Below are 26141 nucleotides of genomic sequence, written 5' to 3' on the forward strand. Positions count from 1 at the left end.
GTTTACAACGACAACATGAAGTGGGTTGTTTACGATGTCAACATCTGATCGGGCTTATCATCACGGCGACCTGCCTGCCGCGCTGATAAACGCAGCGAGGGTGCTTCTCGCCGAGAGCGGCACGGAGGCGTTGTCTCTGAGGGCGGTGGCACGGCGGGCCGGCGTATCGGCGATGGCGCCCTACCGCCACTTCCCGGACAAGGAGGCGTTGCTGGCAGCGGTTGCGGCGGATGGTTTCCGCGAATTCAGAGCGGCGCTCGAGGCCGCCGACGGGAGCGTGCCGCCCGATCGCGCGCTGCTCGAGCAGGGCGTGGCATACGTGCGCTTCGCCTGCGAGCAGCCGGCCTTGTTCAGGCTCATGTTCGGGCCGCCGCGGCAGGCGCCGCATCCGAAACTCAGGCATGACCAGGAGCAGTCCCACAGCGTGCTGGCCGCACGGGTGGCGGCCGAGACGGCGCCGTCGTTGCGGCAGAGCAGGACGCTTGCCTGCTGGTCCGTCGTCCATGGGTTGGCCTCGCTCATCATCGACGGGCAGATCGACACCGGCGGCACGACGCCGGAGGCACTGGCCCGCATGGTCGCCGCCGCCTTCCTGCAGCAGAGTGCGCCTAGCGGCGGTGGCGCTTCCGGGACGTGATCCTGATCGGCGGCAGCAGCATCGATTCCTGCAGGACGCGGAAGCGGTAGGCGGTGTTCAGTCCCGGCGTGTGAGAATGGTAGTCGCCGATCGCCTGCCAGATGTTGCCGTGCGTCTCCTCCACATAGCCATGGAGAATGAGGGCGGCGCTCGCGATATTGAAGCAGGGGCTGAGGATGAGGCGGACCGTGACCGTCTGTGGCGGCAGGCTCATGAACCGGGCCAGCGGCAGGATCCAGCGGGTATTGACCTGCATCAGGCCGAGATCGTGTGAGCCGTCCCGGTCGGCGCGAACCGCCCCGATGTAGCCGCCTTCTGCTTTCTGGATGGCGGGCAAGGCGTGCACCGGCAGGCGGTAGTGGGTTTCCGCCGCCACCATGCAGGCGTAGTAGGGAATCATGATTGGGCTGATCTACTGGGCGCTCAGCGAGGCGTAGTAGGTTGCGAGCGCCTTGATGTCATCCGCACTGAGCTGACCGGCCACGGCTGCCATGATGCTTGCCTGGGAGCCCAGCCGCTGATGCGTCTGATACTGACGAAGCGCATAGGCGATGTAGCCCTCTTTCTGTCCTGCGATGTTCGGGTAGGTCGGATAGGGCGAGATGCCGTTCGTGCCATGGCAGGAGGCGCAGAGGCCTGCGAGGGCCGGCGGACTGGCGAATGCTGCCGGAGCCGCCGCCAAACCAACAATCATGGCGACCGCACCGGCTATCGTTCTGGACTTAAAGATAGCGTCTTGCATGAGAGTCTCCGGATGAAATTACAGGATCTTTTCGGAAAGAGAACCGTTATTCGGTTGCCAGCGTCTCTGCTTTGAGCGGGCCGGAGGCCGGCACGCGGGCCATCAGGCTGTCCAAGTGATCGGCCTCCGCAGCAGGCTTGTCGGTGCGGATGCGGCTGATACGCGGGAAGCGCAAGGCCACGCCGGACTTGTGACGGTTCGAAAGTTGCGCGGCGTCGAAGACAATCTCCAGCACCAGCGCCTTCTCCACCTCGCGCACGGGTCCAAACCGCGCAGTGGTATGGGCGCGCACCCACTTGTCGAGGAAATTCAGTTCGTCGTCGGTGATGCCGGAGTAGGCTTTTCCGACCGGCACCAGAACCCCGTCAGCCCGCCACAGGCCGAAGGTGTAGTCGGAGTAGATGCTCGACCGCCGGCCGTGGCCCCGCTGCGCATACATCAGCACCGCGTCGATCGACAGCGGCGCGCGCTTCCACTTCCACCACGGACCCTTCGGCCGACCGGCCAGATACGGGCTGTCGCCGCGCTTGAGCATCAGCCCCTCGATGCTCGCAGCCCGCGCGCCGAGCCGCAGATCCGCCAGCGCCTCGGGTCCATCGAACGGGATCAGCGGCGAAAGGTCCATGCGCTCCGGGCGGTTGACCTCATACCACTGCTCCAGCCGCTCGCGGCGCGCATCGAAAGGCAGCGCCCGCACATCCTCCTCGCCGTCGATGAGGATGTCGTAGAGGCGCACCCAGGCAGGGAAATCGGCCAGCATCTTCGCCCCCGGCGCCTTCCGGTTGAGCCGCTGCTGGAGGTCGCTGAACGGCGCCACCAGCCCCTCGCGCATGACCAGCAGTTCGCCATCCAGCACGCCGTGGAAGTCCATCGCCGCCAGGATCTCCGGGAAGCCGTGCGAGATGTCCTCGGCGGTGCGGGTATAGAGGCGGCGGCCGTTCTCGGTCGCCACCATCTGCACGCGGATGCCGTCCCACTTCCACTCGGCACGATACGCGGGCCAGTCGAGCGCCCCGGCATCCGCCTCCTCCAGCGGATGGGCGAGCATGGTCGGGCGAAACACCGGCGCGCCGGCAGCGTCGGGCTTGGGCGCCCTACCCTCCAGCCAGTCGAACAGCGGCATGTAGGGCGGCGTCAGGCCATGCCACACCTCTTCGATATCGTCGGGCGGCACATCCGCCATTTCGCCGAGCGCGATCTTGGCGAGCCGAGCCGACGCCCCCACGCGGAGGCCGCCGGTGATGAGCTTGAGCAGCGCCAGCCGTTCGGACGGGTCGCAGACATCCATCCAATCGGCCACGCGCGCCGGCATGGCGAGCTTGGAGGTGTCGTGCAGCGCGGCCACGACCTCCGAGAGCCGCGGCGCCTCTCCGGTGGGGGCCTCGCCGGGCCAGATGAGGGCGACAGTTTCCGCGAGGTCGCCGACATAGTCGTAGGACCAGGCAAACAGCGTCGCGTCCACCCGCTCCTCGGTGATCTGCCGGATCATGGCGGGCTTGGCGGCGACGAAGCTGAGGTCGCCCGCGATGGCGGCGAGCGCGTAGCCCCGGTCGGGATCGGGCGTGTGCGCGAAGTAGTCGCGCAGCAAGGCGATCTTGGCGAGCCGGCCCGGCGTGAAGACCAGCCGCTCGAGCAGGGCCGCGAACGGCGTCATGCTTCTTCCGTCACCCCATCCGTCACTGGCGCCAGATGCGTGCCGGGCTCAGGTGGCGAGGACGCCAGCTCATCCGGCGCTTCCTCGCCCGCCTCCTCGTCCTCGTAGCCGAGCAGACGCAGAGCCCTGCCGCGGATCTGGCGGAGCGACAGCGCGTGGATGAGAGCCTCCTCCGATCCGTGCGTGACCCAGACCTCGGGCGCCCGGGTTTCGCCGATGGTGCGCAGCAGGTCCGGCCAGTCGGCGTGGTCGCTGATGATCATGGGCAGTTCCACGCCTGCCATGCGGGCGCGCTGCCGCACCCGCATCCACCCGGAGGCGCGAGCGATGACGGGGTCACTGAGGCGACGGGCCCAGCGATCGGCGGCGGCGGCGGGCGGCGCCACGACGATCGCGCCGCGCAGCTTGTCCTTGGCCGCGACGGTCGCATGACGCACATCGCCGAGCCGGACACCCTGCGCCTCATAGAGCGCGCAGAGGGCCGCAAGCGCGCCATGAATATAGATCGGGCCGTCCCAGCCGGCCTCCCGCAACAGAGCCATCACGCGCTGCGACTTGCCGAGCGAGTAGGCGCCGATGACGTGCGTGCGCTCCGGGAAGAGCGACAGGCTCTTGAGCAGCTTGCCGATCTCGTGCTCGGGCGGAGGATGACGAAAGACCGGGAAGCCGAAGGTCGCTTCGGTCACGAAAACGTCGCACTCGACCGGCTCGAAGGCAGCGCAGGTCGGGTCGCGCTGGCGCTTGTAATCGCCGCTGACGACGGCCCGGCTCCCTTGCCATTCCAGCACGATCTGAGCGGCACCGAGGACATGACCCGCCGGAACCAACTCGATTTTCAGGCCGTCGAGGCTTATGGGCGCGTGATAGCCGAGCGGCTGCTGTGTTTCGCCGGCCCGCCCCTCGCCCATGCGGACGCGCATGATGGCGAGCGTCTCAGGTGTCGCGAGCACGGCGCGATGGCCGGGCCGCGCGTGGTCTGAGTGGCCATGGGTGATGACGGCGCGGTCGACGGCCACAAGCGGATCGATGAAGAAGCCGCCGGGCTCGCAGAACAGGCCCTGGGGCAGAACGCGAAGCCAGGTTTCAGGATGCGGTGCAACCATTCCGCTGGATGATAAGGGCCGAATTCGGCGCGATACAATGGGCGGCGGTCCCGGTGCTGGGGCGGTCGCGTGGACGGAGCCAGTTCCGCGGCGTTATCATCGGCCGGCGTTGTTGACCGGAGCGAAAACCATGTCGGACTACGACCTCTACTACTGGCCCCTGCCGTTCCGAGGCCAGTTCGTGCGCGCCGTTCTGGCCTTCGCGGGAAAGAGATGGACCGAGGGCGAGATCGGCGCGATGTCGGCGCTGATGAACGGGGCGGTCGAGGACATGCCGGTGCCGTTCATGGGCCCGCCGATGCTGATCGACAAAAAGGCCGATTTTGCCATCGCCGAGATGCCCGCCATCATACTCTACCTCGGCGAGACGCTCGATCTGTTGCCCTCCAGCCCCGCCCTGCGCGCCATGACCATGAAGATCGTCAACGACGCCAACGACGTGATCGACGAGATCACGCTGGATGGCGGCCGGCAGATGTGGACGCAGAAGAGCTGGCAGGAGTTCGTCCCCCGCCTGAGGAAGTGGATGTCGTTCTGGGAGGAGACCGGGCGCCGCCACGGCCTGACGCCCACGTCCGGCTTCCTGCTCGGCGGCGAGACCCCAGGCGTTGCCGATGTCGTTTCCGCGACCCTGTGGTCGACCATGACCGAGCGCTTCGAGACGCTCGCCGCGCTCCTTGAGGAAGCGGCGCCGATGACAGCCGCCCTGACACGGCGGGTGTCCGGCCTTCCACCGCTGGCGAAGCTGGCCGCGAAGGCACGGGAAGACTACGGCGACGCTTATTGCGGAGGCCAGATCGAGGCGTCGCTGCGCAAAGTGGTGAAGGCGTAGGCCAACCAACTGCGTCAGACGTTCAGGCGAGGCCGGCCTCGCGCCGGGCGCGTTTCATGAAGACGTCGAGATAATCCTGCAGGTCGTTCACGCTCTCGGCGGATAGAAACACCGGCGCGGTGATCACGACCTCGCCCTCCGCCAGACCGAATACGGCCCGGCGCGTTCCACCCTCGGTCTTGGGCGGCTCGGGTGCGGATTCGGGTAGCGCGGCGACAACTTGCGGCGCCAGGACGGCAGGGGCGGCGTCGCCCTCGGCCTCCAGGAACTGCTTCGTCTCCCGATAAGCCCGGACCGCTGCCTCCGCCGCCGGTGGGATGAAGCCGCGGGTAACCAGCCAGGCCCGGATCGCGCTGTCGCTGGCCTGACCTCGTGCAAAGCGCTGATCCAGTTCGACGAACAATTCGGGACGGCCAGCAGCCTCCGCGAGCGCCGCCCGCCGCTCAGGCGCACCCGGCGGAAAGGCGAGGATGCGTACGGCGAGGTCGGAGACCCGCGTTTCCTCGGCCCGCCCTTCGAACAGTCCATACTTCCCGAGCGCCGCGAGCACCGCCAGCGACTTCCCGTTAAGCCCGGAATAACCCAGCCGGTCGGCCGCAAGATCACGCGTCAGGCTCGCTTGATAATCGCGTTTGTACACGCTGCTGACGCGCTGCACTGCCTCCTTAAGACCGATCTGCGGATAGTTCGGGCTCCGGCTTCGCGACATGACAGCAACCCTAGTGCGAACGAAAGCCTCTAGCAGGCTAGGCGTTCGCACGTGAAGTCATAAGAATATAAACCTAGCCTAGGGAATGTTTAGGAATTTAATCCTAGTAAGATTTGGCGTTACATAACGCTTAATAACGTAAACTCTACGATAGACTATCGTCGGCTACCTTATCCCCATTCATCCACAGGTCGTCCTTCAGAAACCAAGCCAATGCCTGTGGATGAAAGATCATGCCGATGAGGTTTGGGAAACCTCGCGTATTCGCACTATGTTCTCACCCCATGAGCCCCCGCTCCGCCCTCGCACCGTCTCGTCGCGCGCCTGCTGGCGTCTCATCACCGGCCTCAGCCGCCTTGCCGGCGGCGTTCGCCGCTTGGTTCGCGCTCCGCGGCTGGCGTCCGCGACCGCATCAGCTTGATGTTCTTGCTTCGTTCCGGAGGGGCGAGCATGTGCTCCTCATCGCGCCTACAGGAGGCGGCAAAACGCTGGCAGGCTTCCTGCCCAGCCTCATCGACCTCACGGACCGTCCGCCGTTGGCCGAGGACGCGCCCCCGCGCGGCATCCACACCCTCTACGTCAGCCCCCTCAAGGCGCTGGCGACCGACATCGCGCGCAACCTGACGCAGCCGGTGGACGAGATGCGCCTCCCGATCCGCATCGAGACCCGGACCGGGGACACGCCGACCAACCGCCGTGCCCGCCAGCGCGAGATGCCGCCCGACATCCTGCTGACCACGCCGGAGAGCTTGGCACTTCTGATCTCCCAGGAGAGCGCGGGCGCCATGTTCTCGGACCTGCGTGCGATCATCATCGACGAGGTGCACGCCATGGCCGGCACCAAGCGCGGCGACCTACTCGCCCTCGGGATGGCGAGGCTCGACCGTCTGGCACCCAAGGCCCAGCGGATCGGGCTATCGGCGACGGTCGCGCACAAGCCGGAACTCGCGGCCTATGTCTCGGCGGACGGACGCGGAGGCGGGCTTCGGCTCATCGAGGTCGCGGACCCCGCGCCGCCCGAACTCACCATCCTCCTGCCCGCCGGCCACCTTCCGTGGTCGGGCCATATGGGCCTCGCCTCGGCGCCCGATATTCTGGAGCGCGTGCGCGCGGCGGGCCTCACCATCGTCTTCGTCAATACGCGCGCCCAGGCCGAGCTGCTGTTCCAGGACATCTGGCGCATCAACGAGGACACGCTGCCCATCGCCATCCACCACGGCAGCCTGGAGGTGGGGCAGCGCCGTCGCGTCGAGACCGCCATGGCCGAGGGCCGGCTGCGCGCCGTCATCGCCACCTCCTCGCTCGACCTCGGCATCGACTGGGGCGGCGTCGATCAGGTCATCCAGGTCGGCGCGCCCAAGGGCGTGTCCCGCCTGCTGCAGCGCGTCGGCCGCGCCAATCACCGCATGGACGAGACGAGCCGCGCCATCCTCGTGCCCGCCAACCGCTTCGAGGTGCTGGAATGCGAGGCCGCCCGGCAAGGCGTCGCCGCGCGCGAGCAGGATGGCGAGGTGCCCCGCCCCGGCGGGCTCGACGTGCTCGCCCAGCATCTGCTGGGGCTGGCCTGTGCGGCGCCGTTTCACCCCGACGACGCCTTCGCCGAAATCACCCGCGCCGCGCCCTACGCCGCGATCGACCGCGCCACCTTCGAGGCCGTGTTGAGTTTCGTCGAGGACGGCGGCTACGCGCTGCAGGTCTATGAGCGCTACCGCAAGCTGTTCCGCGACGCGGAGGGGCTCGTGCATGTCCGCAACGCGCGCATTGCCCGCCAGTACCGGATGAACATCGGCACCATCGTCGAGGCGCCGATGATCAAGCTGCGGCTCGGCCGCGGCCCTGTGCTCGGCGAGGTCGAGGAAGGCTTCGTCAGCAGCCTCGCCGAGGGCGACACCTTCATCTTCGCGGGCCGCCTGCTGCGCTTCATCCGCCTTCGGGAGATGACGGCCGAGGTCGGCGATGGGGGCAGCGGCATCCCCAAGGTGCCGACCTATGTCGGCGCGAAGCTGCCGCTCTCGACCGGTCTCGCGGCGCGGGTTCGCGCCATGCTGCACGACCCTACCGCCTGGCCCGCCTTCCCAGAGCCGGTGCAGGAATGGCTCGCGCTACAGCAATACCGGTCCTCGCTGCCGGGCGAGGACGATCTGCTGGTGGAAACCTTCCCGCGAGGCGGGCTGTGGTATCTGGTCGCGTACTGCTTCGAGGGCCGCAACGCGCACCAGACGCTCGGCATGTTGCTGACCCGCCGGATGGAGCGGCTCGGCATGGGGCCGCTCGGCTATGTGGCGACGGATTACGTGCTGGCCGCCTGGTCGGCGCATGAGCCGCATTCCATGGACGCGCTCTTCGACGAGGACATGATGGGCGACGACCTGGAGGCCTGGATGGCGGAAAGCTCGCTGCTCCGCCGGACCTTCCGGAACGTGGCGGTGATCGCGGGGCTCATCGACCGCCAGATGCCGGGCGCCGAGCGCAACCGCAGGCAGGTGACGGTCAACAGCGACCTCATCTACGACGTGCTGCGCCGCCATCAGCCGGACCACATCCTGTTGCGCGCGACCTGGGCCGATGCGGCGGGCGGTCTCACCGATCTGGGCCGTCTATCCGCCATGCTTCAGCGGGTGCGCGGCAAGATCCATCACGTGGTGCTGGACCGGGTCTCGCCGCTTGCCGTGCCAGTCATTCTCGAAGTTGGACGCGAGCACGTCATCGGCGAGGCGCAAGAAGATCTCCTGGCCGAGGCGGAGGCTCTTGTCAGCGAGGCGACAGGAGAGGAACATCCGGAGAACGTCATTGCGCGAACATCGCGTTTCGACCCGAGGTTAAACTAACGTATGAAGTCGATTGAAAGTCTTGGTGCCGCATGAGCGCGATCGCCCCGCTCCACCTCGCAGGCGAGCGCCTGATGCTCGATCCTTCAGGAGCCGTCTTCTGGCCCGCCCGCAATATGCTGATCCTGGCTGATCTACATCTGGAGAAGGGTTCAGCCGCCGCAGGGCGCGGCCGGCTGCTGCCCCCCTACGACAGCCGCACTACGCTGGACCGGATCGCAGTCTTGTTGCGACGCTACTCCCCCGCGCATCTGCTTGCTCTCGGCGACAGCTTCCACGATGCGGACGGTGCCGCACGATTGCAGGCCGCCGACCAAGCCCGCCTCGCGAGCATGGCGCAGTCAATCGGGTTCATCTGGGTCCTGGGCAACCACGATCCGCGCCTGCCGGACAGCCTGCCTGGCGAAGTCTCTGCCGACTGGTCGGACGGCCCGCTCCGTTTCCGCCATGCGGCGGAAGCCAGCGGATCGGATGCCGAAATCTGCGGGCACCACCATCCGAAAGCGACGGTGCCGGTCCGCGGCGCCACGGTCACGCGTCCCTGTTTCGTGACAGACGGCCATCGGCGGCTCATGTTGCCGGCGTTCGGCGCCTACACCGGCGGGCTGGACATCGGCCACGCCGCTATCGCGAGCCTCTTTCCCCGTGGCGCCCGCATCTTTCTGCTGGGGCGGGAGCGGCTCTACCATTTCCAGGTCGGCCGTCCACGCGCTGGGTTGGCGGCGTGATGCGGCCTCCGCTCGCGCTTCTGCTCCTGCTGGGTGCGGCGGTCCTGGAAGCAGGCGGAGACGCGGTCGTCCGGCGCGGGCTCCATGCGGAGAGCCAGGCCTGGCGCCTCGGCCTGATCCTGCTGGGCGGCATCGTGCTGACGGCCTATGGCGCGGCCGTCAATCTACCGCCGTGGGACTTCGGGCGGCTGCTCGGCGTCTACGTGACGCTGTTCTTCGTCGTGGCTCAGGTCATCAACCTGGTGGTATTCGGTGTTGCGCCGTCGCTGCCGATACTCGTCGGCGGCGTCCTCATCATTGCCGGCGGTGCGGTGATGACCGTCTGGCACGCATAACCCGGTCCGAAGCCGTTGTGATCAAGGCAAGCGGACCAAGCCCCGAGAAAGTAGCGCGGGACTATGTCACTGCGCGGGCGGCGCCCCGACGATGATGTCGACCCGCCGGACTTCGATCTTCGACATCGGCACCGCGGGCTGCACCGGACCCTTGGGGAAGATTCTGATCCGGCTCGCATCGACGCCATCGGCCACCAACTGAGCGGTAACGGCGGCTGCCCGCGTCGTGTCGATGTTCGCGACTTCGGTGTAATGATGGCCCGGAGGCGCGCTATAGGCCTCCAGCGTCACGGGCTCGTCCTTGTGGAGGTTGGCGTAGTCTGCGGCATTTTTCACGATGCCGACGGCGCCATTGCTCAGGGACCCGGACATCGGGGTGAAGAAGACCAGAAACCTCTGATTTGCGGGCGCAAACCCGAGTGTCGCGCAGGCCGCGAGCGACACCAGCAGGGGCAGACCAACGAGCCAGCGCATTTCAATACCTACAGAAGGTTAGAAGATTGCGCTGGCTCTAGATCACAGCCGTGGAACCGTCAAATCCGCAACAAGCTGGGTCACCGCCAATGTGGCGGAATCCACACCCGACGGCCGTAATGATACGCCCAATGGCCCGGAATGAAACCGCCGTAGCGAGGCCCGGCGGGAACGTAATGGCCCGGAAACCAGGCGTAGCGATAACCGTTCCAATGCCAGTGGCCCGGCCGCCAGACGAAGCGAGGGCCTGGCGGCGGCGGCACTGCCTCGTACCGTGGCGGTGGCAGCGGCGGATAGCCCTGAGCCTGGGCCGTATGCACGCCCGCCACGGTCAGGCCGGCCGCAGCCGCCACGCCGCCCATGCCCAGCAGAGCCAGCCGCCGGAACAAGCCTCGTCGTGCCATGTTCGGCTTGTCGGATTTCATATCGTGAGACACCCGTCTCTCTCCTTCGCCCTAATTCGCGTTTCCCGCGTTGGGTCAGGAAACACATGCCTCGCGGCCAAACGAGGGCACCCTTGTTACAAATCCGCTGACTGCGTTTCGATCCAGCCTCGACGTATCATCCGATACGGGCAAGCGCCGCCCGGAGGCGCTCCGCCTCGGCCTGAAACGCCGCCAGCCGATCCCGGTTTTCCTGCACAACCTCGGGTTTGGCGCGCGAAACAAAGCTCTCGTTGCCAAGTTTAGCAGCGACCTTCGCGGCCTCATCCTGAGCGCGGGCTCGCTCCTTCTCCAGCCGGGCACGCTCGGCGGTGAGATCGATGAGATCGGCCAGCGGTAGCATGATCGTGATGCTGCCCAGAACCGCCTGCGCGGAGCCGCGCGGGGCCGCGCCGGCGAGCGGACTGACCTCGGACGCGCGGGCCAGCCGCCGGATCGCGTCGATCCAACGGGCGACGCGTCCCAACGCCTCCGCATCGGCATCCCGCAGCAGGATTGGCGCAAGCACCGAGGGCGGCACCCGCATCTCGGATCGCACGGCGCGAACCTCGCCGATGAGGGCTACGACCCAGTCGAGTTCGGCGCGCGCGGCCTCGGCGCCGGGCACCGCTACCGGCGTCGGCCAAGGCGCGCGGATGAGCGTGCCCTCTGCGCCGAAACCGAACTCGGCCCAGAGCACCTCGGTCACGAAGGGCATCGCCGGGTGCAGCAGGCTCAGGATCGTGCTGAGCACATGGGCCGCCACGGCGCGGACCTCCGCCGCGTCCTCGCTATCTCCCTGCGCGAGGATCGGCTTGGCGAATTCAAGGAACCAGTCGCAGAAGCTGTTCCAGGTGAAGCGGTAGCAGGCGGCGGCATAGTCATCGAGGCGATAAGCCTCCAGCGCTGCCGTTGCCTCCACAACCGCCCGGCCAGCGGCGTCGATGATCCAGCGGGACAGCGGCAGACGCACGCCTGCCGGGTCGAAGCCCACGACCGGCCGCACCGCGTTCATTTCGCAGAAGCGCGCGGCGTTCCACAGCTTGGTGACGAAGGAGCGCTGGTTCTCCACCGCCGCCGCGCCGAGCTTCACATCCCGCCCCGGTCCGGTCAGCGCGCAGATGGTGAAGCGCAGCGCGTCCGTGCCGTATTGATCGATGAGCACCAGAGGGTCGATGACGTTGCCCTTGGACTTCGACATCTTCTGGCCGCGCTCGTCCCGCACGAGGCCGTGGATATAGACGGTGCGGAACGGCACCTCGCCCATCATGTGCAGGCCCATCATCATCATCCGGGCAACCCAGAAAAAGATGATGTCGAACGCCGTCACCAGCACGTCGGTCGGGTAGTAGCGGGCGAGTTCCGGCGTCTCGTCCGGCCAGCCGAGCGTCGAGAACGGCCACAGCCCCGAGCTGAACCAGGTGTCGAGCACATCTTCGTCCTGCGTCAGCGGCTCGGCGCGGCCGTAATGAGCGAGCGCCGCTGCTTCAGCGCCCGCTTGGTCCTCGGCAACGAAGACGGCGCCGTCCGGCCCGTAATAGGCCGGGATGCGATGGCCCCACCAAAGCTGGCGGCTGATGCACCATGGCTCGATGTCCCGCATCCATGCGAAGAAGGTGTTCTCCCACTGGCGCGGCACGAACACCGTGCGCCCCTGCTCCACCGCCTCAATCGCGGGCTTGGCGAGCGTCGCCGCGTCGCAGAACCATTGCGTCGTCAACAACGGCTCGATCGGCACGCCCGAGCGGTCGCCATGCGGCACCTGATTGACGTGGCGCTCGGTTTTCACCAGCAATTCGAGACCTTCCAGCTCCGCCACGATCGCGGCGCGGAAGGGCACGCGGTCGGCGCCGGCAAGGCCGCGCAGGAAGGCGGGATCGGCGACGCCCGGCACCTCGGTCAGATCGGCCTCGATCTCGTCGAGCGTGAAGGCCGCGCGCCGGTCGAGGATCGAGGGCATCGGCAGCCCGTGCCGCTGCCCGACCGCGAAGTCGTTGAAGTCGTGCGCGGGCGTGATCTTGACCGCGCCAGTACCCTTTTCTGGATCGGAATGTTCGTCGCCGATGATCGGAATGCGCCGCCCGACCAGCGGCAGGACGGCGTGGCGCCCGATGAGGTCGGCGTAGCGCTCATCGGTCGGGTTCACCGCAACCGCCACGTCGCCCGGCAGCGTCTCGGGCCTCGTGGTGGCGACCGTGATGTAACGGTCGGGCATTCCCTCGATGGGATAGCGGATGTGCCAGAGGCTGCCGTTCATCTCACGGCTTTCGACCTCGAGGTCCGAGATGGCGGATTGGAACTTCGGGTCCCAGTTCACCAGCCGGCGGTCGCGATAGATGAGGCCCTGGGCGTGCAAGGTGACGAATACGCGTCGCACGGCGCGCGACAGGCCGTCATCCATGGTGAAGCGCTCGCGGTCCCAGTCGAGCGACGCCCCAAGACGCCGTAGCTGCCCGGTGATGCTGCCGCCCGACTCCGTCTTCCACTGCCAGACGCGGCGGAGGAACTCGTCGCGCCCCTGCGCCTGGCGGGTCGTGCCCTCGCTGGCGAGCAGACGCTCGACCACCATCTGCGTCGCGATGCCGGCATGGTCGGTGCCCGGCTGCCAGAGCGCGTCGCGCCCCTGCATCCGCCGGAAGCGGATGAGCGTGTCCTGCACCGTCATCGTCAGGGCGTGCCCGATGTGCAGACTGCCCGTGACGTTCGGCGGCGGGATCATGATGGTGAAGGGATCGGCGGCCGAGGAAGGATCGGCGGCGAAAGCGCCGCTCTCCTCCCAGATGCGATAGAGCCGGGCCTCAGCCTCGGCGGGGGCGAATGTCTTGTCGAGCATTCGCCTGACCTAGCCGAGAGCCCGCGCGCGAGGAAGAGGCCCCGGCGCGCATCACGTCAGAGCCAGGGCGTCAGACGACCCGGTCGGTCGCCGGATCGATGAGGTGCATGTTGTTCATGTCGACCGAGAGCCGCATCTTGGAGCCCGGCTGGGCACTCACAAGCGGGTCGATCCGCGCGCAGAGCGGCGCCTCGGTTATGTCCTTCCCGTCCGGCTTCGTGCCCGCCAGGTAGAAGTAGATGACCGTCTCCATGCCCATCGGCTCGGTCAGATCGACATCGATATCGATGGTGACGAAGCCGGGCCGGTTGTCGCCTGCGAAGGCCGGCAGATGCTCCGGCCGGATGCCGAGGAGCATGTCGCGCCCGGCGAACTGGCTGTAGCGGTCGATCCGCTCGGCCGGCACGGGAAGCTTCACGCCATTCTCCAGCTGCACCGTGAGCGCCTCCGGCGTCTTCACCAGCTTGCAGGGGATGAAGTTCATCCCGGGGCTGCCGATGAAACCGGCGACGAACCGCGTCTCCGGGTGATGATAAAGCTCCTGCGGCGGTCCGACCTGCTCGATCAACCCCTGGTTCATCACCACCACCCGGTCGGCGAGGGTCATCGCCTCGACCTGATCGTGCGTCACGTAGACGGTCGTGGTCTTGACGGTGCTGTGGACCTTCTTGATCTCGGTGCGCATCTGAACGCGCAGCTTGGCGTCGAGGTTCGAGAGCGGCTCGTCGAACAGAAAGACCTTGGGGTTGCGGACGATGGCGCGTCCCATCGCGACGCGCTGGCGCTGGCCGCCGGAAAGCGCGCGGGGCTTGCGTTGCAGCAGCGGCGTGAGGTGGAGGATGCGGGCAGCGTCCTCGACGCGCGTCCTGATGTCGGCCTTGGGGAACTTCCGCAGCTTCAGGCCGAAGGCCATGTTGTCGTAGACGGTCATGTGCGGATAGAGCGCGTAGTTCTGAAACACCATGGCGATGTCCCGGTCGCGCGGCGGCACATCATTGACCACCCGGCCGCCGATGTCGATCTCGCCGCCCGAGATGTCCTCAAGCCCCGCGATCATCCGGAGCGTGGTCGACTTGCCGCAGCCCGAGGGCCCGACGAGGACGACGAATTCGCCGTCGGCGATCTCGAGGTTGATGCCCTTCACCGCGAGGGCATCGCTGCCGTCGTAGGTCTTCTTGAGTGTCCTGATCGAGACTTGAGCCATGATCCGTTTCCCGCTGGTCTTAGGGCTGAGCAGCGGACACCAACAGGCGTCCGCTGACAAGCCGCTTTTTTTCTTTGCCAGAAGGACTTAGCCCCTCCGGTTGCTTCAGACCATAACCTTCTCGGGCATCACCCCGATTTTGTAGGGCCGCTTACTCGGCCGCCTGCTGCTGCAGTGCCGGATAATCGGTGTAGCCGTGCTCGTCGCCGCCGTAGAAGGTGGAGCGGTCATAGCGATTGAGCGGAGCGCCGGTCCGCAGCCGCTCGGGCAGGTCCGGGTTGCCGATAAAGAGGCGGCCGAAGGCCACCGCATCGACACTGCCCGAGGAAACGGCGCGCGCCGCCGTTTCGCCGGTAAATCCGCCGGCCGCGATGATGACGCCGCCGAAGCGAGGCTTGAAGCGGCTGGAGGCATCGGGCGCGTCCGCGTGGATCGCGTTCGTATCGCTGGTTTGGTCGGCGCGGGGCTCGACGAGGTGAAGGTAGGCGATGCCACGGCGGCCGAGTTCGGTCGCGGCGTAGTCAAACAGCGCCCCGGTGTCGCTGTCCGCCATGCCGTTGAAGGTGCCCCAGGGCGAGAGGCGCACGCCGACGCGGTCGCGCCCAATGGCCGCCGCCACCGCATCCACGATCTCGGTCAGGAAGCGCACGCGGTTCGCGATCGGGCCGCCATAGCCGTCGGTGCGCGTGTTGGTGCCGTCGCGGAGGAACTGGTCGATGAGGTAGCCGTTGGCGCCGTGAACCTCGACGCCATCGAAACCGGCGGCGCGGGCATTCCGGGCAGCCTGCGCGAACTCCTCGACGATGGTGCCGATTTCAGGCTCGGTCAGCGGTCGCGGCGTCTCGAACGGCACGCTCTCGAAGGTCCGCGTGAAGTGGTTGCCAGGTGCGGGGATGGCGGAGGCAGAAACCGGAACGCCCCCGCCCGGCTGCATGGAGGAGTGCGAGATGCGGCCGGTGTGCCAGATCTGGAGGAAGATGAAGCCGCCCTTGGCGTGCACGGCCTCGGTGACAGCCCGCCATCCGGCGAGTTGCTCGGGTGAGTAGCAGCCGGGCGCGCCGGGATAGCCGCGGGCCTGCTCGGTGATGTCCGTCGCCTCGGTGATGATCAGGCCGCCGGCGCTCGCCCGCTGACCATAATAGATGGCATTCATCGCCTGTGGCACGTCGCCGGGCTGGCGCGAGCGCATGCGGGTGAGCGGCGCCATGACGACGCGATGCGAGAGATGGATGGCGCCGACGGCAAGCGGCTGGAAAAGGGCTTCAAGGGTCACACGTCGTCTCCTGTTGGCGAGCGCCAGCGGCGCCGCTCTGTCGCCGTTGCTAGATGGTCACGATGCTGCGTTGCAATAGGCCTGCGGTTTCAAATCCGGCGTTGAAAATCGGTCAGCGCGGAGAGACCATGCGGCCGGTGTTTTCGCGTTCAGCAACAAAGGAGGGACGCCATGGTTGAAGCCAGCCCGATACGAACTGCGATCATCGGCTACGGCTATGTCGGCCGCACCTTCCACGCTCCGCTTATCCGCGCGACGCCGGGCTTCGCCCTTACCGTCATCGGGTCGAGGCGGCCGGAAACGGCGGTTCGCGAAACTGCGCCCGAGGCGCGGGTCGTCAGCGACCCCCTCGCCGCCGCGACCGACCCGGATGTGGAGCTCGTCGTCATCGCGAGCCCCAACGAGAGCCACGCCGTTCTCGCCGAGGCCGCCTTGAGCGCCGGCAAACATGTGGTCGTCGACAAGCCGTTCACGGTGACGCTTGCGGAGGCGCGTCGCGTGGCCGAGGTGGCCAGGCAGGCCGACCGGCTGCTTTCGGTGTTTCAGAACCGGCGCTGGGACAGCGACTTCCTCACCGTTCAGGCGGCGCTGGCCGAGGGGCGGCTCGGCACGCTGGTCCATTACGAGTCGCGCATCGATCGCTACCGGCCTGTGGTTCAGGACCGTTGGCGCGAGCGGCCGATCCCAGGCAGCGGATTGTGGTTCGACCTTGGGGCGCATCTGGTGGATCAGGCGCTGTTGCTTTTCGGCCTGCCGCAGACCGTCACACTGCATGTCGCCAGCCAGCGGCGGGCGGGAACTTCGCCCGACTGGTTCCTCGCGGTGCTCACCTACCCGCATCTCCATGCGGTTCTCTCGGCGGGCGTGCTGGTTTCCGGAGGCAGCGCGCGTTTCACGTTGCATGGCCTGACGGCCAGTTTGGTGAAGGGCGGCGTCGACGTGCAGGAGGCGCAGCTGCGCGAGGGCATGGTGCCCGGCGACCTCGATTGGGGAATAGACCTCAACCACGCCACCCTCTTCGACGGCGCAACAGGGGAGATCGAGGTTCTGTCAGCGACCGATGGCGACTACCGGCGCTATTACGAAGGCGTGCGCGACGCGATCCAGGGTGTGGCGCCAAACCCGGTGCCGCCGGCGCAGGCGATCGCTGTCATGGCGGTGATTGCGGCGGGTGAGGCATCTGCGGCGCAGGGACGCTCCATGGCTCTGCCGCTGACGGACGCCGAGGCCCAGGCATTCAGCGCCGCATCGGCGATGCCCCAATAGTTGCCGGGCCGCGTTCCGCGATGGCCTGACGTGCTCCCGAGCGCGCGCGGCTTGCAACGATCACGGCAGAGTGTGGTCGCGACGTGCGAGAATTATCTTGCCGCGCGTGAAACCCTGCCGATGTGCGACCCGGCACATGAGGCACGCGGCGTCACGCGGGCGGGGGCTCGCCGAACAGGGAAAGACAGCCGCCGATGCAGCTTCAGGTCCGGCCGGCGGAAGCGCAGGCCATTGCGCCGCAGCAACTAGCTTTCAACGCGTTGACCGGGCTGCGCGCAATCGCGGCAGTTTGGGTGATCGCCTACCATTACCGCAGCGGCGTGTTCAGCTCGCTCGGCGCCACGCACATTTTGCCTGTGCTGGGCTTCGGTTATCTCGGGGTAGACCTGTTCTTCATCCTGAGCGGCTTTGTCATCTACCACGTTCATGGGCAGGAAATGGCGCGCCCGACCATCCGCATTTTCCTGCGGTTCATCTGCCTTCGCGCAGCACGCCTCTACCCGGTCTACCTGTTTACCCTGGCGATTTTCGCCAGCATGGTGTGGCTGATACCAGCCTTCGGTTTCGAGGTGGTCGACCCCAGCCACTACCCTCTCCAGCACCTCATTCTCTCCATCCTGCTGGTTCAGACCTGGGGCCTCACCCGCAACCTGACCTGGAATTTCCCAGCATGGTCCGTGAGCGCGGAATGGTTCTGCTACCTTCTGTTTCCGCTTGCGGCCGTCATAGGAACTCGGTTGAGCCGAGGCGCCATGATGCTTGGCATCATACTCCTCCTCGTGACGGTCACCGTGGTCTACCTGACGAGCTTCAATCTCACGATGAACCAGGCGATCGGCTGGCGAGCGCTCGTGCGGGCCACGACGGAGTTCTCGCTGGGCTGCCTCCTGCGTGGCCTGCAGCATCGGGTGCGGACCGAAACGTGGCCGTGGACAGGCATCACGGCTGGCGTCGCAGTCGTCTGGGCCGCATCGTTTTACACGCCGCTGCCGGTGGGGGTCGTTGCCATTCCGCTCTTCGCCACGCTGGTCCTGGCCGGAAGCATCCGCGGCAACGTCATTTCGCTCGTCTTGAGTTGGCGACCGTTCGTTGCCATCGGCGCCGCGAGCTACTCGCTCTATCTGATGCAGGCGCCGATTGAGAAAGGAGCCGCGGACCTCGAGCAGTTCCTGTCGCCCTCGCGTCCGGTCCAAAGCGCCGGGATCGTCGGGATCTACGTAGCGCTGCTCGCGATCGGCACCACGCTGGTCCACCTCCTCGTCGAAAATCCTTCACGCCGCTGGCTGAGGAGCCGCATCGACACGTACATGCCCGTGCGCCGGCCTGAGGAGCCGCGGTGACGCGGAGGACGGTCAGCGGCCATGAACCACGGCCAAGGCGCCGGCCGCCGCCATCAGCATGCCCCCCGACACTCGGTTGCGCAGCCGGGAATGGCGGGCCAGCATAACGCGGGCCCGACCCGCGGCCAGGGCCCAGCAGCAGTCCACCGTACCCAGGACGACCAGGAACGTCACGGCGAGGATGACCACCTGCGGCAGCGCCGGGTGCACCGCGGAGATGAACTGCGGAAAGAGCGCGCCGAGGAACAGCAACACCTTGGGGTTCGTGAGTGAGACAGCCGCGGCCCGCGGCAGCATGGAGCGCAGCGGCACCCGCCCGTCCGCCCGGACCTGGGTCAGGTCCACGGGCGGTTCACGCCACTGCCGGTAGCCAAGCCAGAGCAGATAGATCACGCCGAGCCAGCGCAGCACCGTGAACCAGACACCGAGACTTGCAAGCAACGCCGTGAGGCCGAGGCTCACCGCGATGAGTTGGATGACCTGCGCGGAGACCGTGCCCGCGACCGTCATCAGCCCATAGCGCGGCCCATGGGCGATGCTGTTGGCGATGATGAGGGCGAGGTTCGGCCCGGGGATCAGGCCCAGGATCACCGTGATGAACACGAAGCCGAGGTAGAGGTGGAGGTTCACCGAGAGGCTAATGCCGCGTCGCGTCGTGGCAGCCGGCGATCTGAGCCGGGATCTCCATGCTTTGCGACTGCGTGCAGCACCGCCGGAACTTCGTGCGGGAAGCGACGTAGCCCTCGCCGGTGCCATGCTTGCGCGAGATCAGGAGCGGGTTCCGTCGCCAGTGAACACTCCGAGGATTTGTTGCTTCAACGGCGGCATGATGAATTGGCCAAGAACAGATCGGCCGTTTCATGCTCGGCTCCTGCGCGCAGGATGAAGTTGCAAGATCACAATCATTAAAACATCAACAAGATCGTCACTCACGCTTGTCTTCCGCTGCTTCCCGCGATGGATCGGCGCAAGTGAGCGCGGGAACAGACCCTTGTCGATCCGTATCAAACGGACCACGGCGGTCGCTTGGCGGCGGTCAGCCGTGGCCGTCACGCCGTCTGCAGGCTGGCCCATGTGCGGTCAATCGCGCGTGCCGCTCGTGACGCCATCTCACCGACCTCGTCGTCGGAGATGATGAGCGGAGGCGCGAACACCATCGTGTCCCGGCAGGCGCGCATCATCACCCCCTCGGCGATCGAGAAGTCCCGACACGTCGTGCCGACCTTCCGGCTGCCCGGGAAGAACCGGTGCGCGTCACGATCCTCCACCAGTTCGATGGCGCCGATCAGCCCCCTGCCCCGGATCTCGCCCACCAGCGGATGACCCGCCAGCGCCTCGTCCAGAGCGGCCCGCAGCTTCACGCCCTGGCGCTCGGCAGCGGCTGGCAGATCCTGGCCCTCGATGATGTCGAGATTGGCGAGTGCGACCGCACAGGCGACCGGATGCCCCGAATAGGTGAAGCCGTGGTAGAATTCTCCGCCCTCCTCGATGAAGGTTTTGGCCACGCGGTCTCCGACGAACACGGCCGATAGCGGAATGTAGCCCGAGGTGATGCCCTTCGCCGTCGTCATCAGGTCGGGCTCGATGCCGTAGCTGATCGAGCCGAACATCTTGCCGAGACGACCGAAGCCGCAGATGACCTCGTCGGCGATCAGCAGGATGTCGTGCGCGCGGCAGATGCGCTGGATCTCGGGCCAGTAGCTGTCGGGCGGGATGATGACGCCACCGGCCCCTTGGATGGGCTCGCCGATGAACGCCGCGATGCGCTCCGCCCCCACCTCCTCGATCAGCGCCTCGAAACTGCGCGCCGCCTGCAAGCCGAAGTCGTGCGGGCTCAGCGCACCCGCGTCACGGTAGGCGTAAGGCGTCGCGACCTGTAGGAAGTCGGGCAGATCGCCCGCCTGGCGGTGCATGTCCCGCATCCCGCCCGCCGAGGCGCCCGCCATCGTGGAACCGTGATAGCCATACTCGCGGCTGACGATGATGCGTTTCTCGGGCTTGCCCTGCAGTTGCCAGAACACCCGCGCCATGCGGAGCGCGCTGTCCACCGCCTCCGACCCCGACGAGGCGTAGAAGACCCGCGACATGCCCGGAGGCGCGATGGCCGCCAGCCGCTCCGAGAGGGCCGCCGCCGGCGGCGTCGTGCTGCTGAAGAAGGTGTTGTAGTAGGGCAGAAGCGTCATCTGGCGCGCGGCGGCCTCCACCAGCGACGGCTGGCTGTAGCCGACGTTGACGCACCAAAGCCCCGACATGCCGTCCAGGATGCGGTTGCCGTCCCCATCCCACAGCCACACGCCTTCCGCCCGGGTGATGACGCGAACACGCCCGGCCTGTAGCGCCTTGTGATCCGTGAACGGATGCAGGTGATGCGCGTTGTCGATCTCGCGCAGCCGGTCGATATCGTTCGGAAGGTCGGGCATTTGGAACCTCAGTTGGCGGGGTCAGGCTGTCCGCAGATAGGCGTCGTATTCAATCTCCGTGATATGCGCACGGAACTCCTCGATCTCCTGCCGCTTGACGGCAGCGAAGATGTGCCGGTACGGCTTGCCGAGCGCCTCGGCAATGAAGTCCGACGCCTCGAACCGGGCAAGCGCCTCGTCCCACGTCGTGGGCAGGCTCTCGCAGCCCGACTCGCTGTGTTCGCCGACCGTCGGCTCCGGCGGAACGGCGCCCGTCCGCAAGCCATGCAACGCCGCCGACAGGATGACCGCCATGGTCAGATAGGGGTTGGTGTCGGAGCCCGCCACGCGATGCTCGACGCGGGTGGCGGCTCCGGCCTCGATCACCCGGATCGCTGCCGTGCGGTTGTCGATCCCCCAGCTCAGCCGCGTTGGCGCGTGGCTCGCGGGCGTCAGCCGGCGATAGGAATTGGCGTGCGGGGCCAGCACCAGCATGCTGTCCTTCATCGTGCCGAGCATGCCGCCGACAACCTGACGCAGCTTGCCGCCGGGCGCATGGCCCTCCGCCACGAAGATATTGGCGCCCGCGCGGTCGAGCAGGCTGAGATGCGTGTGCATCCCGCAGCCCGCCAGCCCGCCATAGGGCTTGGCCATGAAGGTGGCGTCCATGCCGTGCCGCCGCGCCGCACCCTTGACGATGCGCTTGAGCATGATCGCCCAGTCGGCCGCGCGCACCACGTCGTCGGTATGGGTGAAGTTCAGCTCGTACTGGTCCGGCCCGTTCTCCCGCACCGTGCCGTCCAGAGGGATGCCCTGCTCACCGGCGTATCGCGCGATGTCGGCAAAGATCACGTCGTAGGCATGGAGTTCATCCAGGCTCAGCACGTTCGGCTGCCAGCCCTTCCACCCCTCCGCATCCGCGCCTGACGGACGCGGCTTGTCGCCCGCCGTCTCCACCGGCTCGATGAAGTAGAACTCCAGCTCGGTCGCCACCACGGGCGTCAGTTCCGCCGTCTGGAACTTCGCCACCACAGCCTCCAGCACGGTGCGCGGATCGGCGAAGTAAGGCGTGCCGTCGGCTGCCACCATGCGCAGCATGACCTGCGTTGCCCGGCGGGACAGCCAGGAGATCGGCAGCACCGAGCCCTCCACCGGCCGGCACAGCCCGTCCGGATCGCCGGTGCCGTGGCCGAGGCCCGCTTCGTCCGCGTCACGCCCCCAGATGTCCTGCGCGAAGACGGAGCGCGGGATGAGCAGCCCCTTGTCGCTCACATCCGACAGCTTCTCCGCCGGCAGCCACTTGCCGCGGGGGACGCCGTTGCCGTCCACCACGAAGGCCTCGACGATCCCGCCCTGCGACTTCTTCGACTTGCCGCCAACCGCGATCCTCGGAAGCACCGTCATGAATGGTCTCTCACCTGCCCAATCCATTACCGCATAATGTGATCACATTGTGCAAGCCCGTTCTGCTATCGTCCGCGCAGCCGTTCCGCGAGAGGACCGATGCCGGAAGACCTGCCTGCCCTATCTTCGCCGGCGTTAGCCATGCCGGAGCGCGAGGATGCAGAGCCTATCCACCAGTGGGTGTTCCGCGGCTTGCGGCGCGCGATCATGTCCGGACGGTTTCCCCCTGGCCAGCCGGTGACGATCCGCGGCCTCGCCGCCCGCATGGGGGTCAGCGCCATGCCGGTGCGGGAGGCGCTGCGCCGCCTTGTGGCGGAGCGGGCGCTCGCGCTGCTCGACAACCGGCGCGTGCGGGTGCCGGTGATGACGGTGGAGCGGTTCGACGAACTGCTGGCGGCCAGGATGGCGCTGGAACCCGAGGCGGCGGTGCGCGCACTGCCTTCGATCGGCCCGGAGCGGCTGGCGGCGCTGCGCCGCATCAACCGCCACATCGACGATGCCGTGGCGAACGCGGACGGTGAGACGGTCGTCGTCCAGAACCTGCTTTTCCACCTGACGCTCTACGGCGCGCGGGCGGACAGCGTTCTCGTTCCGCTCATCGAGTCTGTGTGGTTGCAGACAGGCCCCTTCATGCGGGCGGCGCTCGAAGACCTGCCGAGCCAGGGCGCGGATGACCATCATGCAGAGGCGCTCGCCGCCATTGCGCGCGGGGATGCGGCCGCGCTGCGGCTCGCGATCCAAGCTGACATTCAGACGGGTCTGGGTCATCTGGCTCAATCCGGACGCTTCGCCGGACGCCTCGGCGCCGAACGAGCCGGCTGACCGTTGTGACGGCCGCTTGGATCAGGTCGCCCGGATCAGGTCGCCCGGATCAGGGTTGCGGAGAAAGTTTCTCGGCAGCCAGATCAGCCGTGCTTATGTGATCACAATATCTGTTGAGGGAAGTTGATGATGCCCAAGCCGGTAATCGGGTTCGTGTGCGACGTGACAGCGGTGTCGGGTCACATCGCGCATCTGGTGGTGGAGAAATACCTCTACGCCGTCGCGGTCGGCGCCGACGCCACGCCAATCCTGCTGCCTGGCCGCATCTCGGACGTCGATGGCACGCCGGCGAGCGAGACCCTCGACTACGGAGCGATCCTGGCGCTCGTCGATGGCATTTTCCTGCCCGGCAGCCCCTCCAACGTGGCGCCGCCGCTCTATGGGAGACCGCCGGAGGATCAGGTTCTGCCTGCCGACCCGAACCGGGACGCGATGTCGCTGGGGCTCATCCGCGCGGCCTTGGCGGCGGGCGTGCCAATGCTGGGCGTCTGCCGTGGCTGCCAGGAGATGAACGTCGCCTTCGGCGGCACGCTGCATCCCAAGCTGCACGAGGTCGGTCAGGAACTCGACCACCGCTACGATGCGACGCTGCCGATCGCCGACGCCTACGCGCCGGTGCATGACGTGGCGCTGGAGCCCGGCGGGGTCTTTTCGGGCTGGGTGGACGGCGCCGCGCGCTGGCGGGTAAATTCTTTGCACGAGCAAGGGGTCGATCGGCTGGCGCCCGGCATGGAGGTAGAAGCGCGCGCGCCGGATGGGGTGGTGGAGGCATTCCGGCACCCGAACGCGGAGCGGTTCACGACCGCGATCCAGTGGCATCCGGAATGGCGTTTCGGCGCCGATGCGCTCTCAACAGCGATCTTCAGGGCTTTCGGCGAAGCGGCACGAGACCGGATGGCGTCCCGCCGCCGCTGACGCACGACTGCGTGAATTGCCGAAATGACACTGGCGCATCCCGCCGCCGCGGGCTTGCTGGTAACCGGCGGGACTGTCCCGCCGTATTCCGGCCGGCGGCGCGTGCCGCCCGACCACAGCCAGCAGGATCATCATGAGCCAAATACGCATCGCAGCGGCGGCCCTCAGCCTCGCGATAATCGGTGGACCCGTCATCGCCCAGGCTGCGCCTCCGCACCGGACGCGCGGCACAATCGACCAGATCACGCCGACGCAGCTTGTTGTCACCAGCCGCACCGGCTCGATGATGACCTACGCGATCAACGGCGACACCAAGGTGGCCGGCGAGAAGACCGTTTCGATATCCGCCATCCAGGCCGGTAGCTACATCGGCAGTGCCGCGGTTCCGGCCGGCGGCGGCAAGCTCCGCGCCCTCGAAGTGACGGTGTTTCCGCCCGCGATGAAGGGCGTCGGCGAGGGTCATTATGCTTGGGATCTGGGGCCGTCCAGCTCCATGACCAACGGCACCGTCGGCCATCTCGTCGTCTCCAACGGGAATACGATGACGGTGAACTACGCCGGCGGCGAGAAAACGATCATCGTGCCGGCGGACGTGCCGATTGTCGCGATCGATCCTGGCTCGATGAGCGACCTCAAGCCCGGCGTCAAGGTCATCGTCTTCCCATCACCGAACGACCCGAAGACCGCGTCGCGCATCCTCTACGGCGAGGACGGCATCACCCCGCCGCAATAAGCATGTGACGAGGTCGGTTGACGATGAACACGAGTAAGGCGCAAGGCCTGCCGAGGCAGCGCTGGGTGACTGTGCATCCGCTGTTGGTGCGCATCACCCACTGGGTAAATGCGGTGGCCCTCGTCTGCATGGTGATGAGCGGCTGGGAGATCTATAACGCGTCGCCGCTGCTGCCGTTCGTCTTTCCGCCATGGATGACGCTTGGCGGCTGGCTGGCGGGCGGCATCGCCTGGCACTTCGCCGCCATGTGGCTGCTCGTCGTCAACGGTCTCGTCTATGTCGCCTACGGGATCGTCGGACGGCACTTCCGGCGATCCTTCTTTCCCCTGAGCGCACGGAGCGTCTGGACGGATTTTCGCGGCGCCCTCTCCTTCCGGCTCTACCACACGCCGGGCGTCTACAACGCGGTCCAGAAGCTGCTCTACATCGCCGTGCTGCTGGTCGGCCTGCTGGCCGTCCTCTCGGGCCTTGCGATGTGGAAGCCCGTGCAACTCTGGTGGCTGACGGCCGCACTCGGCAGCTACCCGTCGGTGCGCTGGATCCATTTCCTGGCGATGACCGGCATCGTCGGGTTCGTGGTCATCCATCTGGTGCTGGTCGCGGTCGTGCCGCGCACCTTGCCGACGATGATCACTGGCCGCGCCCATGTTCCGGCTGCTGTGGAGGCGCATCCCGATGCGTAAGACGACCCTCATCCGCCCGCGTGACGCGGCGCCGGAACTACGGAAGCTCGAGCGGCGGCTGATGCTGAAGGCGGGGCTATCGCTCGGCGCGCTGACGATGCTGACGGGATGCGACCTCAACGACGGCGACGACGTGGATCGGGCGCTGTTCGCGATGTCCCGTTTCAATGACCGGGTGCAGGCGCTGTTGTTCAGCCGCACGCGGCTGGCGGCGACGTTCCCTGCGAGCCGCATCACCAACCCGTTCCGGTTCAACGCCTTCTATGACGAGGACGACGTGCCGGACATCGACGGCGGAACCTGGAAGATGTCGGTGTCGGGTCTGGTGGATGACAAGACGCCATGGAGTTTGGCGCGGCTGCGGACATTGCCGCAGGAGAGCCAGATCACGCGCCATATCTGTATCGAGGGCTGGAGCCAGATCGGCCAATGGAGCGGCGTTCCGCTGCACGTATTCCTCAAGCGGATTGGCGCGGACACACGTGCGAAGTATGTCGGCTTCACCTGCGCCGACCGGTATTACACGAGCCTCGACATGGCGAGCGCGCTGCATCCGCAGACAATCCTGGCGCTGGACTTCATCGGCAAGCCGTTGCCGGCTGATTTCGGATTTCCAATGCGCCTGCGGATTCCGACAAAGCTCGGCTTCAAGAGCGCCAAGCATGTTGTGTCCGTGTCGGTGACCAACACCAATCCGGGCGGTTACTGGGAGGACCAGGGCTACAACTGGTTCAGCGGCAGCTGACGGACGGTCTGTTATTGTGGATTGGCTCGGAGCATGACAGGCTGGGTCACTAAGCAGCCA

At 66.9% G+C, this 26141-nt stretch carries 25 protein-coding genes; 12 read left to right on the forward strand and 13 right to left on the reverse strand.

The features are described from left to right. The first annotated feature begins 34 nt into the window (after positions 1–34). On the forward strand, positions 35–637 hold the full coding sequence (locus ACOEQ1_RS05460; RefSeq protein WP_419758200.1) for a TetR/AcrR family transcriptional regulator: 603 nt from the start codon (positions 35–37) through the stop codon (positions 635–637). Here the strand turns inward: ACOEQ1_RS05460 and ACOEQ1_RS05465 are convergent. The 4 genes from ACOEQ1_RS05465 to ACOEQ1_RS05480 are packed head-to-tail and all read right to left on the reverse strand — an operon-like array spanning position 609 to position 4136. Then, positions 609–1037 (reverse strand): lytic transglycosylase domain-containing protein, encoded by a 429-nt coding sequence (locus ACOEQ1_RS05465; protein WP_419758201.1) that lies wholly within the window; start codon positions 1035–1037, stop codon positions 609–611. The genes ACOEQ1_RS05460 and ACOEQ1_RS05465 overlap by 29 nt on opposite strands. Before the next feature lie 12 nt (positions 1038–1049). Then, positions 1050–1379: a c-type cytochrome gene (locus tag ACOEQ1_RS05470; RefSeq protein WP_419758202.1), complete on the reverse strand. Its 330-nt coding sequence runs from the start codon at positions 1377–1379 to the stop codon at positions 1050–1052. A gap of 46 nt (positions 1380–1425) precedes the next feature. Continuing rightward, on the reverse strand, positions 1426–3033 hold the full coding sequence (locus ACOEQ1_RS05475; protein ID WP_419758203.1) for a cisplatin damage response ATP-dependent DNA ligase: 1608 nt from the start codon (positions 3031–3033) through the stop codon (positions 1426–1428). Further along, a complete protein-coding gene (locus ACOEQ1_RS05480; protein WP_419758204.1) occupies positions 3030–4136 on the reverse strand; it encodes a ligase-associated DNA damage response exonuclease in 1107 nt (368 codons plus the stop codon). The genes ACOEQ1_RS05475 and ACOEQ1_RS05480 overlap by 4 nt, the downstream gene beginning before the upstream one ends. A 130-nt stretch (positions 4137–4266) precedes the next feature. On the opposite strand from ACOEQ1_RS05480, the gene ACOEQ1_RS05485 reads away from it, so the two are divergent. Then, positions 4267–4968, forward strand: coding sequence for a glutathione S-transferase (locus tag ACOEQ1_RS05485; protein WP_419758205.1), 702 nt, complete (start codon positions 4267–4269; stop codon positions 4966–4968). A gap of 22 nt (positions 4969–4990) precedes the next feature. Here the strand turns inward: ACOEQ1_RS05485 and ACOEQ1_RS05490 are convergent, their stop codons facing one another. Next, entirely contained in the window at positions 4991–5677 is a 687-nt protein-coding gene (locus ACOEQ1_RS05490; protein ID WP_419758206.1) for a hypothetical protein, read from the reverse strand. Between the two features lie 356 nt (positions 5678–6033). Here ACOEQ1_RS05490 and ACOEQ1_RS05495 point away from each other — a divergent pair, with 356 nt between their 5' ends. Genes ACOEQ1_RS05495 through ACOEQ1_RS05505 form a run of 3 tightly spaced genes read left to right on the forward strand, consistent with a single transcriptional unit; the run spans position 6034 to position 9568 of the window. Further along, complete coding sequence (locus ACOEQ1_RS05495; RefSeq protein WP_419758648.1) at positions 6034–8505, forward strand: ligase-associated DNA damage response DEXH box helicase; 2472 nt, start codon at positions 6034–6036, stop codon at positions 8503–8505. 32 nt (positions 8506–8537) lie between these two features. Further along, on the forward strand, positions 8538–9233 hold the full coding sequence (pdeM, locus tag ACOEQ1_RS05500; protein WP_419758207.1) for a ligase-associated DNA damage response endonuclease PdeM: 696 nt from the start codon (positions 8538–8540) through the stop codon (positions 9231–9233). After that, positions 9233–9568, forward strand: a complete 336-nt coding sequence (locus tag ACOEQ1_RS05505) for a hypothetical protein (protein ID WP_419758649.1) — start codon at positions 9233–9235, stop codon at positions 9566–9568. Before pdeM ends, ACOEQ1_RS05505 begins: the two co-directional genes overlap by 1 nt. A 66-nt stretch (positions 9569–9634) precedes the next feature. Here the strand turns inward: ACOEQ1_RS05505 and ACOEQ1_RS05510 are convergent, their stop codons facing one another. From ACOEQ1_RS05510 to ACOEQ1_RS05530, 5 genes are all read right to left on the reverse strand, one after another. Beyond that, on the reverse strand, positions 9635–10042 hold the full coding sequence (locus ACOEQ1_RS05510; protein ID WP_419758208.1) for a hypothetical protein: 408 nt from the start codon (positions 10040–10042) through the stop codon (positions 9635–9637). A gap of 80 nt (positions 10043–10122) precedes the next feature. After that, a complete protein-coding gene (locus ACOEQ1_RS05515) occupies positions 10123–10479 on the reverse strand; it encodes a hypothetical protein (protein ID WP_419758209.1) in 357 nt (118 codons plus the stop codon). A gap of 124 nt (positions 10480–10603) precedes the next feature. Further along, the gene (locus ACOEQ1_RS05520) at positions 10604–13297 is read right to left on the reverse strand and encodes a valine--tRNA ligase (RefSeq protein ID WP_419758210.1); all 2694 of its coding nucleotides are present in this window, start codon (positions 13295–13297) and stop codon (positions 10604–10606) included. A gap of 70 nt (positions 13298–13367) precedes the next feature. After that, on the reverse strand, positions 13368–14501 hold the full coding sequence (locus ACOEQ1_RS05525; protein WP_419758211.1) for an ABC transporter ATP-binding protein: 1134 nt from the start codon (positions 14499–14501) through the stop codon (positions 13368–13370). A 151-nt stretch (positions 14502–14652) separates the two neighbouring features. Further along, positions 14653–15774 carry an alkene reductase gene (locus tag ACOEQ1_RS05530; protein ID WP_419758212.1) on the reverse strand — a complete coding sequence of 374 codons (1122 nt, stop codon included), beginning with the start codon at positions 15772–15774 and terminating at the stop codon, positions 14653–14655. 171 nt (positions 15775–15945) lie between these two features. Between ACOEQ1_RS05530 and ACOEQ1_RS05535 the strand changes: the two genes are divergently transcribed. Further along, positions 15946–17040, forward strand: a complete 1095-nt coding sequence (locus tag ACOEQ1_RS05535; RefSeq protein WP_419758213.1) for an oxidoreductase — start codon at positions 15946–15948, stop codon at positions 17038–17040. Positions 17041–17234: 194 nt separating this feature from the next. Further along, on the forward strand, positions 17235–18380 hold the full coding sequence (locus tag ACOEQ1_RS05540) for an acyltransferase family protein (RefSeq protein ID WP_419758214.1): 1146 nt from the start codon (positions 17235–17237) through the stop codon (positions 18378–18380). Between the two features lie 12 nt (positions 18381–18392). On the opposite strand, the gene ACOEQ1_RS05545 is transcribed toward ACOEQ1_RS05540, so the two are convergent. The 3 genes from ACOEQ1_RS05545 to ACOEQ1_RS05555 all read right to left on the reverse strand — a co-directional run bounded on the left by ACOEQ1_RS05545 (position 18393) and on the right by ACOEQ1_RS05555 (position 22183). Then, entirely contained in the window at positions 18393–19010 is a 618-nt protein-coding gene (locus tag ACOEQ1_RS05545) for a LysE family translocator (protein WP_419758215.1), read from the reverse strand. Between the two features lie 419 nt (positions 19011–19429). Next, positions 19430–20800 carry an aminotransferase gene (locus ACOEQ1_RS05550; protein ID WP_419758216.1) on the reverse strand — a complete coding sequence of 457 codons (1371 nt, stop codon included), beginning with the start codon at positions 20798–20800 and terminating at the stop codon, positions 19430–19432. A 21-nt stretch (positions 20801–20821) separates the two neighbouring features. Then, on the reverse strand, positions 20822–22183 hold the full coding sequence (locus ACOEQ1_RS05555) for a glutamine synthetase family protein (protein ID WP_419758217.1): 1362 nt from the start codon (positions 22181–22183) through the stop codon (positions 20822–20824). A 141-nt stretch (positions 22184–22324) separates the two neighbouring features. Between ACOEQ1_RS05555 and ACOEQ1_RS05560 the strand changes: the two genes are divergently transcribed. The 5 genes from ACOEQ1_RS05560 (at position 22325) to ACOEQ1_RS05580 (ending at position 26081) form a co-directional block, all read left to right on the forward strand. Continuing rightward, positions 22325–23005, forward strand: a complete 681-nt coding sequence (locus tag ACOEQ1_RS05560; RefSeq protein ID WP_419758218.1) for a GntR family transcriptional regulator — start codon at positions 22325–22327, stop codon at positions 23003–23005. A 129-nt stretch (positions 23006–23134) separates the two neighbouring features. Then, positions 23135–23920: a gamma-glutamyl-gamma-aminobutyrate hydrolase family protein gene (locus ACOEQ1_RS05565; protein WP_419758219.1), complete on the forward strand. Its 786-nt coding sequence runs from the start codon at positions 23135–23137 to the stop codon at positions 23918–23920. 133 nt (positions 23921–24053) lie between these two features. Continuing rightward, on the forward strand, positions 24054–24653 hold the full coding sequence (locus tag ACOEQ1_RS05570) for a hypothetical protein (protein ID WP_419758220.1): 600 nt from the start codon (positions 24054–24056) through the stop codon (positions 24651–24653). A gap of 23 nt (positions 24654–24676) precedes the next feature. Continuing rightward, positions 24677–25336: a cytochrome b/b6 domain-containing protein gene (locus tag ACOEQ1_RS05575; RefSeq protein ID WP_419758221.1), complete on the forward strand. Its 660-nt coding sequence runs from the start codon at positions 24677–24679 to the stop codon at positions 25334–25336. Continuing rightward, positions 25329–26081, forward strand: a complete 753-nt coding sequence (locus tag ACOEQ1_RS05580; RefSeq protein WP_419758222.1) for a molybdopterin-dependent oxidoreductase — start codon at positions 25329–25331, stop codon at positions 26079–26081. The genes ACOEQ1_RS05575 and ACOEQ1_RS05580 overlap by 8 nt, the downstream gene beginning before the upstream one ends. The last annotated feature ends 60 nt before the right edge of the window (positions 26082–26141 follow it).

This window comes from Acidisoma sp., from assembly GCF_965199065.1.
In the GTDB taxonomy this organism is placed as follows: Bacteria; Pseudomonadota; Alphaproteobacteria; order Acetobacterales; family Acetobacteraceae; genus Acidisoma.